At 70.1% G+C, this 15420-nt stretch carries 13 protein-coding genes and 1 pseudogene; 8 read left to right on the forward strand and 6 right to left on the reverse strand.

Annotation, left to right across the window (positions count from 1 at the left end):
- Positions 1 to 70 precede the first annotated feature (70 nt).
- From CLT74_RS22055 to CLT74_RS22075, 5 genes are all read left to right on the forward strand, one after another.
- Positions 71 to 3049 carry a BTAD domain-containing putative transcriptional regulator gene (locus CLT74_RS22055; protein ID WP_099848460.1) on the forward strand — a complete coding sequence of 993 codons (2979 nt, stop codon included), beginning with the start codon at positions 71 to 73 and terminating at the stop codon, positions 3047 to 3049.
- Positions 3050 to 3282: 233 nt separating this feature from the next.
- Positions 3283 to 3774, forward strand: a complete 492-nt coding sequence (moaC, locus tag CLT74_RS22060; RefSeq protein WP_099848462.1) for a cyclic pyranopterin monophosphate synthase MoaC — start codon at positions 3283 to 3285, stop codon at positions 3772 to 3774.
- Positions 3771 to 4253: a MogA/MoaB family molybdenum cofactor biosynthesis protein gene (locus tag CLT74_RS22065; protein ID WP_099848464.1), complete on the forward strand. Its 483-nt coding sequence runs from the start codon at positions 3771 to 3773 to the stop codon at positions 4251 to 4253. Before moaC ends, CLT74_RS22065 begins: the two co-directional genes overlap by 4 nt.
- A gap of 9 nt (positions 4254 to 4262) precedes the next feature.
- Positions 4263 to 5519, forward strand: a complete 1257-nt coding sequence (locus tag CLT74_RS22070; RefSeq protein WP_099848466.1) for a molybdopterin molybdotransferase MoeA — start codon at positions 4263 to 4265, stop codon at positions 5517 to 5519.
- Positions 5513 to 5932: a molybdopterin synthase catalytic subunit gene (locus tag CLT74_RS22075; protein WP_099848468.1), complete on the forward strand. Its 420-nt coding sequence runs from the start codon at positions 5513 to 5515 to the stop codon at positions 5930 to 5932. Before CLT74_RS22070 ends, CLT74_RS22075 begins: the two co-directional genes overlap by 7 nt.
- A gap of 21 nt (positions 5933 to 5953) precedes the next feature.
- Here CLT74_RS22075 and CLT74_RS22080 read toward each other — a convergent pair whose 3' ends face one another.
- Positions 5954 to 7396 (reverse strand): glycosyltransferase 87 family protein, encoded by a 1443-nt coding sequence (locus CLT74_RS22080; RefSeq protein ID WP_099848470.1) that lies wholly within the window; start codon positions 7394 to 7396, stop codon positions 5954 to 5956.
- A 204-nt stretch (positions 7397 to 7600) separates the two neighbouring features.
- The gene (locus CLT74_RS22085; RefSeq protein ID WP_099848471.1) at positions 7601 to 8146 is read right to left on the reverse strand and encodes a DoxX family protein; all 546 of its coding nucleotides are present in this window, start codon (positions 8144 to 8146) and stop codon (positions 7601 to 7603) included.
- 136 nt (positions 8147 to 8282) lie between these two features.
- On the opposite strand from CLT74_RS22085, the gene CLT74_RS22090 reads away from it, so the two are divergent.
- Complete coding sequence (locus tag CLT74_RS22090; protein WP_099848473.1) at positions 8283 to 8828, forward strand: GNAT family N-acetyltransferase; 546 nt, start codon at positions 8283 to 8285, stop codon at positions 8826 to 8828.
- A 71-nt stretch (positions 8829 to 8899) separates the two neighbouring features.
- Here CLT74_RS22090 and CLT74_RS22095 read toward each other — a convergent pair whose 3' ends face one another.
- A complete protein-coding gene (locus tag CLT74_RS22095) occupies positions 8900 to 9160 on the reverse strand; it encodes a hypothetical protein (RefSeq protein ID WP_099852586.1) in 261 nt (86 codons plus the stop codon).
- Between CLT74_RS22095 and CLT74_RS22100 the strand changes: the two are divergent.
- Positions 9158 to 9394, forward strand: a pseudogene (locus CLT74_RS22100) (Scr1 family TA system antitoxin-like transcriptional regulator); the annotation flags it as partial. The gene CLT74_RS22095 and the pseudogene CLT74_RS22100 sit on opposite strands and share 3 nt — an antisense overlap.
- Complete coding sequence (locus tag CLT74_RS22105; protein ID WP_099848475.1) at positions 9391 to 9585, forward strand: DUF397 domain-containing protein; 195 nt, start codon at positions 9391 to 9393, stop codon at positions 9583 to 9585. The pseudogene CLT74_RS22100 and the gene CLT74_RS22105, both read left to right, overlap by 4 nt.
- A gap of 183 nt (positions 9586 to 9768) precedes the next feature.
- Here CLT74_RS22105 and CLT74_RS22110 read toward each other — a convergent pair whose 3' ends face one another.
- The 3 genes from CLT74_RS22110 to CLT74_RS22120 form a co-directional block, all read right to left on the reverse strand.
- Positions 9769 to 11010: an ATP-binding protein gene (locus CLT74_RS22110; RefSeq protein WP_099848477.1), complete on the reverse strand. Its 1242-nt coding sequence runs from the start codon at positions 11008 to 11010 to the stop codon at positions 9769 to 9771.
- 134 nt (positions 11011 to 11144) lie between these two features.
- The gene (locus CLT74_RS22115; RefSeq protein WP_099848479.1) at positions 11145 to 12041 is read right to left on the reverse strand and encodes an LppU/SCO3897 family protein; all 897 of its coding nucleotides are present in this window, start codon (positions 12039 to 12041) and stop codon (positions 11145 to 11147) included.
- Positions 12042 to 12172: 131 nt separating this feature from the next.
- Complete coding sequence (locus CLT74_RS22120; protein ID WP_099848481.1) at positions 12173 to 15370, reverse strand: UvrD-helicase domain-containing protein; 3198 nt, start codon at positions 15368 to 15370, stop codon at positions 12173 to 12175.
- Positions 15371 to 15420: the final 50 nt, after the last annotated feature.

Raw genomic sequence — 15420 nt, forward strand, 5'->3', positions numbered from 1 at the left:
ACCGGCGGCCACCTAGCTCCCATCAGCCGGCGGGGGTGCTGACCTGCAAGATCAGGTTGGAAAAGGCTCAGTGGACCTTGGTACGCCGAAGCAGCGAACCGTTCTGGCCAAGCTGGTGATGAGCCCGAGACGGACGGTTGCTATAGAGGAGCTGATCGACGAGATCTGGCCCGACGACCCACCGCGTTCGGCTGTACCGAACGTTCGGACCTACGCCGCCAACCTGCGACGTACCTTCGAGTCGCATGATGCCGGCCAAGGGGTGCTGGTACGTCAGCGCGGCGGGTACCGATTGGAGGTCGCCACCGACGGCGTTGATTTGTTCCACTTCCTCGACCGGGTTGAGCGAGCCCGTCAGCTCAACCTCCGCGACGATCTGGAGGCCGCGCGGTCGTTGCTGAGCGGAGTGATGCCCCTCTGGTCCGGGCCACCCCTGCTGGGTGTACCTCTCGGTGCTTCGCTGGCTGCTCACGTGGCGGCCGCCCAGGAACAGCACCTCCTCGCCGTGGAGTTTCTCGCGGACCTCCACCTCGCGGCGGACCGCGTCGAGGAGGCCCTACCGCTGCTGTGGCGAACGGTTGCGGCCCACCCGATCCGTGAGCCGGCGCTGCTGCTGCTGATGAGGGCGCTGCATCGACGCGGCGACGTAGCCGGCGCGATCTCGGTGTTTCAATCCGCGGCCCGAGTCATGCAGACCGAACTCGGCGTCGAGCCAGGGTCCGATCTTCGGCGGCTGCATCAGGAAGTACTCGGGCGCCGAGCGGCTGCGGTATCGGCCTCCCCCTCCACGAGACCTGACATCGATGGGACGGACTGGGACTGGTTACCCAGACCTGTACCTCATTTTGTTGGCCGGGAGGCCCTCGTCGAGCGGATGATCGGCCGGGGCCGAGCCGCAGCAGGCCCGGCACCCGTCGTTCACCTGATCGACGGGATGGCGGGCAGCGGCAAGACGACCCTCGCCGTGCATGTCGCCAGACGCCTGGCGACTTCCCACCCGGATGGCCAACTCTTCATCGACCTGCGCGGTCACGATGAGGGCAACATGGTGGATTCGGCCACCGCCCTCGTGGTGCTTCTCCGCCAGCTGGGTGTGCCGGCCCCCCGAATTCCTGTGGACGTTGATGAACGACGAGGCCTGTGGCGCAGGGAACTGTCCGCTCGCCGGGCGGTAGTCGTTCTCGACAATGCGGCGGACAGTGACCAGGTTGCTCCGCTGTTGCCGGTCACCGCGTCGTCGGTCATCCTGGTGACTTCCCGTCGGCGACTGCTCGACCTGGATGTCGGGCCTCCCGAATCCCTGTCCGTGCTGTCGCCAGAAGAGGCTGTCCGCCTGCTGGCGATCGGCGCTGGCGAAGAGCGGGTACATGCTGACCCCGCATCCGCCGCAGAGATCGTCCGTAACTGTGGTTACCTGCCGCTGGCAATCCGGCTGGTCGGGTCGCGGCTGGCTCACCGGCGCAACCGTCGGCTGGTTGACCTGGCTGCTCGTCTTGCCGCTAACGAGTCAGGGTTGGCCAGCTTCGGCACGGATGAGCGTAGCGTCGCCACGGCCTTCGCCGCCTCCTACGAGCCGTTGAACCAGGTGAGTAAACGGGTTTTTCGCTTGCTGGGTCTCCATACCGGGCACTACTGCATCAGCATGGTCGCGGCAATGTCTGGGTTGTCGTACGCGAAAGCTGGCTACATCCTCGATGATCTGGTCGGCCGTCACCTATTGGAAGAATCAGATAGTGGTCGTTATCGAATGCACGACCTGGTTCGACAGTATTCTGGCCAGAAGTGTGTGGAGACAGATTCGGATGAGGTGCGGAGAGTAGCGCTCGCCGGGCTGCTCGATCAGGTCATGCAACTGTCAATCGCCGCCACGACGTCATTGAACAGGTTCATCGACCTGCACGGTGACATCGGCGACGTGGTGCCGGAGCGACCCGATCTCCTACCTGGATCCGAGACGGTCGACGTGAATTGGGTCGAACGGGAGCGGGGCAACCTGAACCTGTTCATCGAACTGGCCGCGAAAAACTCGTTGCATGACTACACCTGGAAGATGGCGCGCGTGCTGTGGCGCTTCTACTACGTGCGCGGCTACTTCGAAGATATTCAGCGTACGCACGAATTGGGGCTAGCCGCCGCAGCGCAAGTGGGGGATAGTCGGGCAGTCGGCATCATGAACAACTATCTCGCCTCGGCGCTGACCAAGACCGGTTTCTATCACCCGGCGGTTCAGTGTCTGGAAACCGCCCTGGTGGAGGCTGAAGCGGCAGGCCGCCGCGGAGACAGCGCCCGGATCCGGGGAAACCTGAGCGTGGTCCATTACATGGGGGGTGATTTTCAGAAGTCCGCCGATCTCGCCATGTCAGCACTGCGCGAAGCTCCGATACGGCTGACAGGCCAGATTCGGACACATCTGCCGAACGTCGGTATCGCCCTCACCTGGTTGGGGCGCTATGAGGAGGCGCTGCGGTTTCATCGCCTTCATCTGCACCGGGCGCGGGTGGAAGGTGACCGCTACCAGATCGCCAACGCATTGAGCCACATCGCCGCAGTTCGGACCCGTAAGGGTGAGCACGCTCAAGCGCTGCGGTTGCTGCGGTCTGCGATGATCCTCTACTCCGAGACGGGTCATCGATACGGAGAGGCCGATGCGCGCAACGTGATGGGCGCGGCGTATCGCGGCCTGGGTCTGCTTGCGGAGGCCCGGCGGCAGCACGAACTGGCGCTGGAACTCACCGGGCACTCGGCCGAGCGGCAGGCGGAGAGCACCGCGTTGAATGAGTTCGGCCTGACCTTGGCCGCCTGTGGCGACACTGATGGCGCCCTGCGGGCACACAAGCGAGCACTTGATGTGGCGGTTCGGATCGACAACCGCTACGAGCAGGCCCGGGCGCTGGCCGGTTTGGCCGAGCACCTGCTGAGCACGGACCCGACCGAGGCGCGCCGGCATCTGGAACGAGCGCTGACGCTTATCGTGCCTACCGGCGCACCGGAGCGGTTCGAGATCGAGCGCCGTCTCGCCGCACTCAAGCAGAGCACGTCGACTCGTTGAGGGCCGTTACCTGGGCCTTCGTCCTTATCGATTTCTTATCGCCGGGGTCGCTAGCCTCCGGAGCGTTCGCCGACGGGGGGAGATCCGACAGTTGTCGGATCTCGTCGCGACCCCTGCCGCCGGGTAAACCCCAGCAACCCGAGGCAGGCTGGTGAGGAAGGAGCGGCGTCCCCGCGTCGCTCCTTCCGAGCTACGGAACCGTCCCGTCACACCGCAGCGATAGGCTCGCGACCGTGACCGAACCCGCCCAGCTCACCCATGTCGACACCGCCGGCGCGGCGCGCATGGTCGATGTCTCCGCCAAACAGGTCACCGGTCGTGCGGCGACGGCCGCCGGCCGGCTGCAGACCACCCGCGAGGTGATCGACCTGCTCCGGGGGGAGGGTCTGCCGAAGGGCGATGCCCTGGCGGTCGGCCGGTTGGCCGGCATCATGGGCGCCAAACGCACCCCCGACCTGATCCCGCTGTGCCATCCGATCGCCCTGCACGGCGTCACTGTCGACCTGACGCTCACCGCCGACACGGTCGAGATCACCGCGACCGCCCGCACCGCCGACCGCACCGGGGTGGAGATGGAGGCCCTGACCGCGGTCGCGGTCGCCGGACTCGCTCTTGTCGACATGGTCAAGGCCGTTGATCCGGCGGCCAGCGTCGACGCGGTCCGGGTCCTCCGGAAAGAAGGCGGCAAGACCGGTCTGTGGGAACGCCCGGAGGATCGGCAGTGATCCGCGCCCGGGTGGTGGTGGCCTCCAACCGGGCCGCCGCCGGTGTCTACGCCGACACCAGCGGCCCGCTGCTCGTCGCCGGCCTGCGCGAGTTGGGCTGCCTGGTCGACGAACCGGTGGTCGTACCGGACGGAGAGCCGGTCGGTCAGGCGATCCGGGCAGCCGTGGCGGACGGCGTCGACGTGGTGCTGACCAGCGGCGGCACCGGGGTCACCCCCACCGATCGCACGCCTGACGTGAGCCGGGCGCTGCTCGACTACGAGGTACCCGGCATCGCCGAGGCGATCCGCGCGCACAGTCGCGACAAGGTGCCCACCGCCGTGCTCTCCCGCGGGGTGGCCGGGGTGGCCGGTCGTACGCTCGTGGTCAACCTGCCCGGCTCGACCGGTGGGGCGCGGGACGGCCTCGCCGTGCTGGGGCCGATTCTGGCCCACGCCGTCGACCAGTTGCGCGGTGGCGACCACCCGGCGGCCGGTTAGGCTCGGCCGGTGAGAACGGAAACCGCCTCCACCGACGAGGTCTCCGCGTCACCGCCGGCCGACTGGGCGCAGACGCGCTCCCGGGTGTACGCGGCCGGCCTGGCCGCCGCGCTGCCCGCCGTCGAGCGTCCAGTCGCCGAGACCGACGGGCACACCCTCGCCGAACCGCTCACCCCAAGGACGGACCTGCCGGCGTTTCCGACGTCGAGTGTGGACGGCTGGGCGGTGCGGGGCGCCGGCCCGTGGCAGGTCGTCGGGCGGGTTCTCGCGGGCGGTGAGGCCGCCCCGTTGACCGAGGACGGGACGACTGTCGAGATCGCCACCGGGGCGATGGTGCCGGCGGGTGCCTCGGCGGTGCTGCGGGTGGAGGAGTCGAGACGTACCCCTGAGGGGTTTGTCGACGGTGTGCCGCGGGCCACGCCGGAGTGGCGACAGCCCGGCGAGGAAGCCGCCGCCGGTGAGGAACTGCTGCCGGCCGGGACGCCTATCGACCCGGGGGTCATCGGCCTGGCCGCCTCGTGCGGTCACGACACCCTGCGGGTCCGCCGACAGCCCCGGGCCGCGCTGCTGGTCTTCGGCGACGAACTCCTCACGGCGGGTCCGCCGGGTGCCGGGCGGGTCCGTGACGCGCTGGGTCCGGCGGTGCCGGGCTGGCTGCGCCGATACGGCTGCCGGATGGACACGGACGCGGTGGTCGGCCCGGTCGCCGACACGCTGCCCGCCCACCTGGCCGCGCTGCGTGCCGCCCTGGCCGACGCCGACCTGGTCTGCACCACGGGCGGCACCATGCACGGCCCGGTCGACCACCTGCACCCGGCGCTTGCGGCGTTGGACGCCGACTACGTGGTCAACACGGTCGCGGTGCGTCCCGGCTTCCCGATGCTGCTGGCCCGGCTGGTCGGTGACGACGGGCAGGTCCGGTTCGTCGCCGGGCTGCCCGGTAATCCGCAGTCCGCAGTCATCGCGATGGTGTCGCTTGTCGCCCCGCTGCTGGCCGGGCTCGCCGGTCGGCCGTTGCCGGTGCTGCCGCACGCCGTCCTCGCCGAGCCCGTCCCCGGCCGTGGCGACCACACTCACCTGGCACTGGTCCGACTCGACCGGGTCGCCGGAACGGCCCATCCGGTCCGGCACGTCGGTTCGGCCATGTTGCGGGGGCTCGCCAACGCTGACGGGTTCGCCGTGATCAGCCCGGGCAGCACCGGCTCGGTGGGTGACCGGGTGCCGATCGTGCCGTTGCCGCTGCTACCTGGGGAGCGGGCATGGTGACAGTCGTCAGCACCGTCACCGACCAGCCGCTGGATCTCGCCGCCCACGAGGCGGCGGTCGCCGACCGTCGGGCCGGTGCGGTGGTGTCGTTCGCCGGGGTGGTCCGCGACCACGACCACGGACGGTCGGTGACCAGCCTGGAGTACGAAGGCCACCCGAACGCCGGCAAGGTGCTCCAGGAGGTCGCCGACGAGATCGCCGCCGACCCGGACGTGTACGCCGTGGCGGTGTCGCACCGGGTCGGCCCACTGGCCATCGGCGACGTGGCTCTGGCAGCGGCGGTCAGCACCGCCCACCGGGCCGCCGCGTTCGCTGCCTGCGCACGTCTGGTGGACGAGGCGAAAGCCCGGCTGCCGATCTGGAAGCGGCAGGTCTTCGCCGACGGCACCGAGGAATGGGTGAACTGCCCCTGACCGGTGGCCGGATCGGGGGGCCTACCGCCGTCCGTACAGCATCGAGGCGCGGGCCGCCCGGTCGGTGTGGAAGGCGGGTTCCGCGCCGGGCCGCCAGGGCAGCGCGGCGACCAGCACGATCAGCGCCAGCGCCAGGGAGTTCTCCATCAACACGCCGAACAGCCCGTCCTCGTAGTGGGAGACCTCCGGCAACTGGTGTTCGTACGGCCAGATGGGAGAGATCAGGAAGAGCAGGTAGAGCCCGATGGCGGCGATGCCGTGGCGGAACCCGGTCAACGTCGGGTACCAGATCGGCGGCCGGAGGGTGGACACTGCCGGCGGCCCGCCGTACGACCCTGACGCGGAGCGCGCCACAGGTCCCCGGCTGGCGTCATGCCGCCGGATCGCGGCGTCGGCCAGGATGATGATCGCCGGGATCACCCAGACGAGGTGGTGCGTCCAGGAGATCGGGCTGATCACGTTGGCGGTCAGGCCGACGAGCGTGAAGGCGGTCAGCTCGTCGCCGTCGGAGTGGGCGTTCGACGCCCGGGACAGGCCGAGCGCCAGCACCAGCACGGAGAAGGCGAGCCAGAGCAGGCCGGGGGTCTCGATCGAGTCGTAGAGCCGGGCCAGCAGGCCGGCCAGCGACTGGTTCGGCGTCATGTCGGCGGCGCCCACCCGCTCGGTCTGCCACAACACGCTGCCGAAGTAGTCGCGGGACTCCGCGCCGACGATGCCGAAGCTGCCGATGGTCACTGCGACGGCGGTGCCGATGGCCGTACCGGCGACCCGCCACTGTCGAGTGATCATCAGATAGAAGATGAACAGGGCCGGGGTCAGCTTGACGGCGGTGGCCAGGCCGATGCCCACGCCGGCCCAGGCGCCGCCGTAGATGAACCGCAGCAGCGGGCCGTCGTCCTCGGCCTGATGGGTGCCCCGGCGTGACCGCCAGCGCAGGGCGATCAGGTCGGCCAGGATCAGCGCGAACAGCAGCAGGTTGACCTGCCCGTAGCCGAGGGTTTCCCGGGTGGGTTCGATGGCGGCGGCGAGCGGCGTGGCGATGGCCACCGTGTACCACAGTGGCCAGCCCAACCGGTCGACGATCGGGCGCAGCAGCGCGGCCAGCACCACGGCCAGTGCGGCGATGCTGACCGCGGCGTTGACCAGCCCGGCCAGGGTGACCGGTAGGTGCGCCATCGGCAGCATGGCCAGCCCGGCGAAGGGTGGGTAGGTGAAACCCAGGGTTGTGTCGGGCGCGACGAACTCGTACAGCTCGTGACCGCTCGCCCACCAGACCACCGCGCCGTGGTAGATCTTCATGTCGAAGAAGTTGTACGGACGCCCGAACGCGCCGATGGCAAGCCATGCGGCGTAGGCGACGGCGGCGACGATGCCCGCCCGTACGACTGTCCTACGATCGATCCCACGCGTTACGCGACGGACTGTGGCGAGGCGGTCCAGCCCTCTACCGACGATCGTCGGCATGGCGTGGCCACCCCCGTACCAAGGTCGTCCTACCCGTCCAGGTCCAGTACGGAGCCTAGAACGGCGCCTCACGTCAGTGCCTCCCGCGTTATGCGACCGTGTCCGATCCCACACATTCTTTTGACATTTCCACCGCGTTAACGCCTACCGGGCGGTTCAGGTGATTCGCGGTTTTAGCCGGGGTGGGGATGGACGAAGCGCAGGTCAGCCGGGGAGTCGCCGAGCGGTGGAGGCGGACCGCATGGCGATCCGGGCCTCCCGGCGTGCGGTCCGGACGGCGCGGCGCACCGACCGTCGGGAGTGGCCGATCCGGTGACCGGCCCGCCAGCGTAGCCCTGGCTTACCCTCCGTGTCGGCCGCAGCGAGCAACAACCCACCGAAGAGACCGAGGTTCTTCAGGAAGTGCACCTGGTTGTTGTTCTTGGCGACCGGGTCGTCGTTGCGCCAGAAGGGGTGCCCGGCCAGGGTCACCGGGATCAGTGTGCCGGCCAGCACCAGCGCCGCCGGCCGGGTGAAACGTCCGGTGGCCAGCATCAGGCCGGCACCGAACTGCACTGCCGAGTTGGCCCGGATCAGGGTTTCAGTGTCCGTGGGGATCCGCGGATCCGCTCGCTCCAGCAGCGGAGTCACCCGATCGGTGATTGGTTTGGCGGTGGGCACCAGGCGGCCGGGGTTGGCGAAGTTACGGGCGCCACTGACCACGAAGATGCCGCTCAACATGGCGCGGGCGAGGGATCGTACGGGCGTCATGGAACAGTCATACCCTGTCCGGGGCGTTGGTACGCCCCGCAACGGGGGATGTCGATCGATCGGGTGCTCGGCGACGCCGCGCCCAGGTTGCCCGACCGTCCCGGATGGACGTGCTGTCGGGTGTACCCTACGCCGCGTGACGACGCTGCGGCTGCGACCCGAGGACCCGGCTGACACCGGCGCGATCCGCCGGGTGCTGGCCGCGGCCTTCGCCCGACCCGACGTGGCGGTACCGCCGGAGGTACGCCTCGTGGACGAACTGCGCGGCAGCGACGCGTGGCTGCCGGAGTTGGCGATGGTGGCCGAGTACGGCGGTGAGATCGTCGGCTGCGCCCTGCTCACCCGGGTGCACGTCAACTCGGGTGCGACGAGCACGCCGGCACTGGCGATGGGCCCGGTGGCGGTGGCGCCGCACCGGCAGCGCATCGGGCTCGGCGCCTCGGTGGTGCAGGCCGCGCTGGAGGCGGCGACGGAACTCGGCGAGCGGCTGGTGGTGGTGCTCGGCGACCCCGCCTACTACCGGCGCTTCGGCTTCAGCCGAGCGGACCAGTTAGGCCTGACCAGCCCCTGGTCCGGCCTTGGCGAGCCCTGGCAGGCGCTGGTCCTGCCGCCGGCGACAAGCGGGGAGCCACCACCGCCGCGGGGCGAGGTGGTCTTCCCGCCGCCCTGGTCCAAGGTCTGACCGCCCCAGGTGGTGGCCGCTCTGGAAACGTGGACAGTTCCCGTTGACGACGAACGCGAACAGTCCGAGATCTAGTGGGGTTGCCCGCTCCGTCGGGCGGCGTACGGGACCGGTGGGAGGTGCACCGGGCGGATCCCCGTCGGCAACACGAACAACTGGCGCTTCTCGGTCGCGTCTCCGTGCCGGTCGAGCTGGTAGACGTCGAGCCACGTCCAACCGTGCGGCGGGTGCCGATCGGTCAGCTCGCGGATCACGCGGACCAGGATCGGCGCGTGGAACTGCGGAGAGGCATCCCGGGTCAGCAGGTACACGCCGGGGCCACTTCGATCCACGTCGTGCCCGCGTCGGTGGGGATGTACCCCGGTCTGGGCGGGCCCTTCACCCTCGCCGAGCTGGACGACGGCAGCGTGCTCGGTCACGCCGACAGCCAGGCGGAGGCGAAGATCATCGATCAGCCTGCGGAAGTTGCTACCCTGGCCCGCAGGTGGGAACGCATCCGTGGTGAGGCGCTGTCACGGGCGCAGTCCCTGGCACTCCTCAGGGAAGCGGCAGCAGCATGGACATGACCGGCGCGCAGTGGCGCAAGAGCAGCAAGAGCGGCAACAACGGCGGTGACTGTGTCGAGGTCGCCGACAACCTTCCCGGCGTCGTCCTGGTCCGGGACACGAAGGACCGTGACGGCGGGACGCTCAGCTTCCAGATGGCGGCGTGGCGCGGCTTCGTCGAGGCGGCGAAGACCGGCCGCCCGACCGTCTGACGCACCTCACCGGAAGCCCTCGGCCGGGCGGCCGAGGGCTTCCCGCTGTCCGCGCCCGACTCGCCTGAACCCATCCCTGCCGCCAAGCCCGTGTCGTCGGTCGGATCTGTGGCAGTGCAGGTGTCCGACACGCCGGGGCCCGGGTTGCTGCGCTGCCACAGTTCGGGCGGCTGACGGGCTGCGTCAGGCGGGTTGGGTGCGCAGGTAGCGGCCGAAGTGCGGGACGGTGAAGGCGACGGTGCCGCGTTCGCCGGAGTAGATCAGGCCCTTCTTGATCAACGCATCCCGTGCGGGCGAGAGGCTGGCGGGCTTACGGCCGAGCGCTCGGGCGATCTCGGCGGTCGGCACCGCCGCATCCATGTCGTCCCGGCCGCCGCCGTCGGTCTCCCCTTCGACAAGCGACAGCGTCGCCATCGCCCGCATGTACTCCCGCTCGGCGGGAGTGGCCCGCTCGAAGCGAGAACCGAAGAAGCCGACAGCCAACTCCGCCTCGGCCTCCGGTGCGGCGACGCGTACGTCGGCCGGGGTGATCGGTGACCTGGGGGCGTGGTCCCAGGTGGCTTTCCCGTACGCCTGCACGAAGTACGGATAGCCGCCGGACTTCTCGTAGAGCAGGTCGAGGGCTTTCGCCTCGTACTCGACGTCCTCCCGCTCGGCCGGCGCGCAGAGCGCGTGGTCGGCGGCGATCCGGTCGAGACGGTCGATGCGCTGGTAGCGGAAGAGCCGCTCGGAGTAGGACTTGGCCGCGCTCAGCACCGCCGGCAGATGTGGCAGGCCGGCGCCGACCACGATCAGCGGCGCGCCGAGCTGGGAAAGCTCGTGACAGGCGGCGCAGAGCGCGGAGACATCCTCCGGCCCGAGGTCCTGCATCTCGTCGATGAAGATGGCGACGCCGGTGCCGACGTCGCTGGCGACCGAGGCGGCATCGGTGAGCAGTTCCACCAGGTCGATCTCGATGTCGCCGGAGTCGGCCCGCCCACTGGCCGCCGGCACGTCGATGCCGGGTTGCCAACGGTCACGCAGCTTCGGGGCGGCCCCGCCGCGTCCGGTCGGAGCACCCCGTTGGGCGAAGGCTTTGAGTACCCCGAGGAAGGCGTCGATCCGCTCCGGCGCCCGGTGCCTCGGTGCCAACTCCCGAACGGCCATGTGCAGCGCTGCCGCGATGGGTCGGCGTAGCGACTGGTCCGGCCGCGCCTCGATCTTGCCGCTGCCCCAGAGCCTGTTGATCGCCTGGGAGCGCAGCGTGTTCAGCAGGACGGTTTTGCCGACGCCGCGCAGGCCGGTGAGCATCAGGCTGCGCTCCGGTCGACCCCGCGCGATGCGTTCCAACACGATGTCGAAGACGTCCAGTTCCCGCCCCCGCCCGGCAAGCTCGGGCGGACGCTGGCCGGCGCCCGGCGCGTACGGGTTGCGGACCGGATCCACGCATCGCAGAGTATCGGGCTGTCTAGAGGAGAGGCTAGAGATGGATAGACGGTGGTACCGGCGTGTTGCCCTCGACCAAAAACTAGTGCTGTCTAGCTTGGAGGCTAGACAGCACTAGTTTTGGTAATCGGTAGTCAGCCGCGCTGCTTCAGGCAGAGCACGAAGTCCAGGGAGTCCAGCTCGCTGTCGTAGAAGTACCAGTTGGTGTAGCCGTCCACCGCAGCACACTTCTCCTCGGCATCACGCTCGCCGCTGGTCTTGCCGTCGAAGCGCCGCAGCACCTCGTACGACCGTGGCTCACACTCACTGAGCAGCAACTTGGGCTTGTCACCAGCCGTGGCGTCGTTGCGTACGCACTGCCCAACCTGCACGAAGCGAGGATCGGCGGACGATGCCGGGGCCGGATCGTCCGACGGGGCCTCCTCGTCCTGTGCGTCAGGTGCGGGAGCCGCCTCGTTTGTCGGCGCGGACACCGGGGTCGGTGTCTCATCGTCCCGCCCGGCCAGGTAGAACGCGGTCGCACCGCCCAGCACCAGCACCAGCGCGGCGGTCAGGACGACGAGCATCCGTCCGCGTCGGCGCTCCGGTGGCGGCGTGGGCGTCCCTGCGTACCCGGTCTCGGTGGCGTGCTGCTCGGTGTGCTGCGGCCAGGAATCCGGTGTCTGCGGGACGTGTCCCGGCCCGGTCGTGTCGTACCGACCGCCGCCCTGGCCCCCAGGGTCGTACGACTCGCCGCCTCGGTAGCCCCGCCCGGACCCGTACTCCTGGCCGGGCCCGTACTCCTGGCCGGGCCCGTGGGCCGGCCAGGAGGTGTGACCGCGGGACGGGTCACCATAGGGGTGGCCGGACTCGTAACTCCAGCGCGGATCGTGCGGCGGCTGCGCCTCGGGCGGCTGACCGTGACCGTGCCACTGACCGGCCTGCGACTCGTGCCACGGCTGCTCACCGGGCTGCGACTGCCACGGCTGCTCACCGGGCTGCGGCTCGTGCCACGGCTGCGAGCCTGAACCCGGTGGTCCGTAGTTCGCCATGCACACCCTCCTGAGCCTTCGGGTGGAACCGTTGACCTCGCGCCTGCCGGAAGGGTAGCGGGCACCGATGTGACCCACAGTGGTTACCGGTGAACAGGTCCGTCGTGCAGACCGTACCTCCCGGTCGACCGTCAGATGAGGCGGAGCTGACGGTCCTTGGGTCGCCGGGGGCCCTCGCTGTCGCCGAGGCGTTCGAACAGGCCAGGGTCCACCACGTCGAGGAACGGCGACGGACGGCAGTCCCGCTCCGAGCCGTGCCGGAACCGGCGGGCGGCGTGGCTGACGTAGAGCCGGTCCTGGGCGCGGGTCAACCCGACGAAGAAGAGCCGCCGCTCCTCGGCCACTGCCGCCTCGTCGGGCGCGGTGCCCGGCCAGCGCAGCGGCAGCAGGCCGTCCTCGACACCGACCAGGAAGACCACCGGAAACTCCAGCCCTTTCGCGGCGTGCAGGGTCAACAGGGTGACCGCCTCGGCACGCGGGTCGAGCGCGTCGACCTCAGCGCCGGTGGCGAGCTGCGACAGGAACGTCTCCAGGTCGTCACCGCAGCGACGGGCCAGTGGCGTCAACAGGTCGACGGCGGTCCGGACATCCTCCGGGCGTACCCCGCCGGAACCGTCCAGGGTCGGCGTGGCGAACCGGTCGGCGAGCACCTGGCCGGCGAGGCGTACCCGCGCGGGCAGGGCACCCTCGACACCGGGGGCGTGCCGCAGCTCGCGGGCGATGGCGGCCACCCCGGGACGGTCCCGCAGCCGGTCGTGCGAGCGTTTCTGCACCGGGATGTTGGCCCGGGCCAGGGCGTCCACTATCGGCGCGGCCTGCGAGTCGGTGCGGTACAGCACGGCGATGTCCGAGAAGGACAGCGCTGTCGACCGACCGTCGATCCGGCCGGAGTCCAGCGACCTGTGGGACAGGCCGCCGACCAGCTCGTCGACTGTGCGTACCACGAAGTCGGCCTCGTCGGCGACGGAGGCCGCGGCGTACCGGCCGACAAGCGCCGCCTCCGGGTCGAGCCGGGCCGGATCCAACCGGCGACCCCGCACCAGCGACGACGGCGCGATGGCCTGCACCGCAGCGGCCAGGATCGGCGCGGAGGACCGGTAGTTGCGGTTGAGCCGGACCAGCCGGGCGTCGGTGAAGTCCTGGGAGAAGCGCAGGAAGTATCCGACGTCGGCGCCCCGGAACGAGTAGATCGCCTGGTCCGGGTCGCCGATCGCGCACAGGTTCCCGTCGGCCGGACTGAGCAGGCGCAGCAACTCGTACTGCACCGCGTCGACGTCCTGGTACTCGTCCACGAAGATCCACCGCCACCGCTGCCGGTACCTGTCGACAAGTTTGCGGTCCTCCCGCAGCAACGCCACCGGCAGAGTGAGCAGCTCGTCCAGGTCCACCAGACCCTGCTTGCGCAGCAGCGCGGTGTAGCGGGCCGGGTCGTCCCCGGCATCGGCTCGCGTGGTCGTCCGCTCCGTGTCGTCGGCGATCCGGAAGCCCTCGGTCAGCCCGGCGGCCTCGGCGTTCTCGCGCAGAATTGTCAACCCGAGGGAGTGGAAGGTGCCGACGGTGACATCCTCGGCGACCGGACCGAGCAGTCCGTCGAGGCGGTGACGCAGTTCCTCCGCGGCCCGCCGGGTGAACGTGATGGCCAGACACTGCTCAGGAAAGACGTTCAGCTCGGCGCAGAGGTACGCGATGCGGTGGGTCAGGGTCCGCGTCTTGCCGGTGCCCGGACCGGCGACGATCAACAGCGGGCCACCCGGCGCCGAGGCGGCCACCCGCTGCATCGCGTCGAGCCGGTCGAGCAGGCCGGTGCCGACCTCCTCCATGCCGGCGAGCATCGGTTCGAAGGGCTCGTGCGGAGAGGGTGCCGGCGCGATCGGCGGTGCCGGGGCCGCCGGCTTGCGCTTCGGCTCGGGCTTCGCCGACGAGCGCTTCGCCCCGGCCTCCGCCTTCGCCGCAGCCTCCGGCGCGCGTCGCTGAGCGGGCACCGGTACGTCGAACAGCGTCTCCTGACCGGCGGAGACTCCCGCCCCACCCAGTTCGGTCGGGTCGAACAGGGTGATCACGCCGTATTCGCCGTCGTAGCCCGGCACCCGGCGGACCTCGCCGCGACGGAGCCGGCCGATGCCCTCGGCGAGCAACTCGCCGCCGACCCGGCCGATCTCGTCAAGCGGTACCCGGGTCAGGATCTCCAACTCGGGGCCGAGCGCGGCGACCAGTTCGGTGAGCTTCCCCTCGACCCGCTTGGAGCGCGGACCGACCTTGTTGAGCTCGCCGAGAATCTCGGCGAGCTGGATCAGGTGGGTGACCTCGGGAGCGTGCTGCGGCCGGTACCCCTCGGGCCGGTCGGCCAGATCCTCGACCCGGCTGAGCACCCCCACCGTCAACGGCTTGCCGCACTCCGGGCAGCGTCCGCCGGCCGCCCGGGTGCGCTCCGGAGCCCAGTTCACCCCGCACAGCCGGTGGCCGTCGGCGTGGTACTTCCCCTCCTCCGGGAAGAACTCGATGGTCCCGGCCAGCCCGTCACCGGTACGCAGCGCCTCCCGGATGCCGAAGTAGTCCCGGGCCGAGGCGAAGACCGTGGCCTCGCGGGCGAGCGCGGGTGGCGAGTGCGCGTCGGAGTTGGAGACCAGCCGGTAGCGGTCCAGGCTGCCCACCCGCCAGTTCATCTCGGGGTCCGAGGAGAGCCCGGTCTCCACCGCGAAGATGTGGTCGGCCAGGTCGGCGTAGCAGTCGGCGATCGCGTCGAAGCCGGACTTCGAGCCGAGGGCCGAGAACCACGGGGTCCAGATGTGCGCCGGTACGAGGTACCCGTCGCCGCTCGCTTCCAGCGTGATCTCCAGGAGATCGCGCGAGTCCAGGCCGAGAATGGGGCGGCCGTCCGAGCCGAGGTTGCCGATCCGGCCGAGGGCGGCGTTGAACCGGCCCACCGCGTCCAGGTCCGGCAGGTAGATCAGGTGGTGGACCTTGCGCGTCCGGTCGTCCCGCTTGTAGATCGTGGAGATCTCCACGCTCAGCATGAACCGGACCGGATCGTTCTCCGCCTCGCTGGCCAGCCGGGGCGGCAGCCGCCGGGCGATGTCCCGCTCCGCCTCCGGTGACAGCCGGTACAGGCCCGGCTCGGCGGGGTGCAGTGTCTCCCGCAGGTGGTCGTACCAGGCGGGATGGGTGAAGTCGCCGGTGCCGAGCACGGCGATGCCCTTGCGACGCGCCCACCAGCCGAGGTTCGGCAGGGTCAGATCGCGGCTACAGGCCCGCGAGTACTTCGAGTGGATGTGCAGGTCCGCGACGAAGGGCGGAAGGCCACCGGGGGGTACGACGCTGAACGGGGGCACGCCGCATCCTGCCACGACCGGCCGCGCTCCCGCTCGGCGCCACGCACGGA

Source organism: Verrucosispora sp. CNZ293 (assembly GCF_002754655.1).

Bases quoted from the DNA above. Each gene is read 5' to 3' on its own strand.
- CLT74_RS22075 (WP_099848468.1), top strand. From the start codon at position 5,513: ATGGTGACAGTCGTCAGCACCGTCACCGACCAGCCGCTGGATCTCGCC.
- CLT74_RS22080 (WP_099848470.1), bottom strand. From the start codon at position 7,396: ATGCCGACGATCGTCGGTAGAGGGCTGGACCGCCTCGCCACAGTCCGT.
- CLT74_RS22085 (WP_099848471.1), bottom strand. From the start codon at position 8,146: ATGACGCCCGTACGATCCCTCGCCCGCGCCATGTTGAGCGGCATCTTC.
- CLT74_RS22105 (WP_099848475.1), top strand. From the start codon at position 9,391: ATGACCGGCGCGCAGTGGCGCAAGAGCAGCAAGAGCGGCAACAACGGC.
- CLT74_RS22115 (WP_099848479.1), bottom strand. From the start codon at position 12,041: ATGGCGAACTACGGACCACCGGGTTCAGGCTCGCAGCCGTGGCACGAG.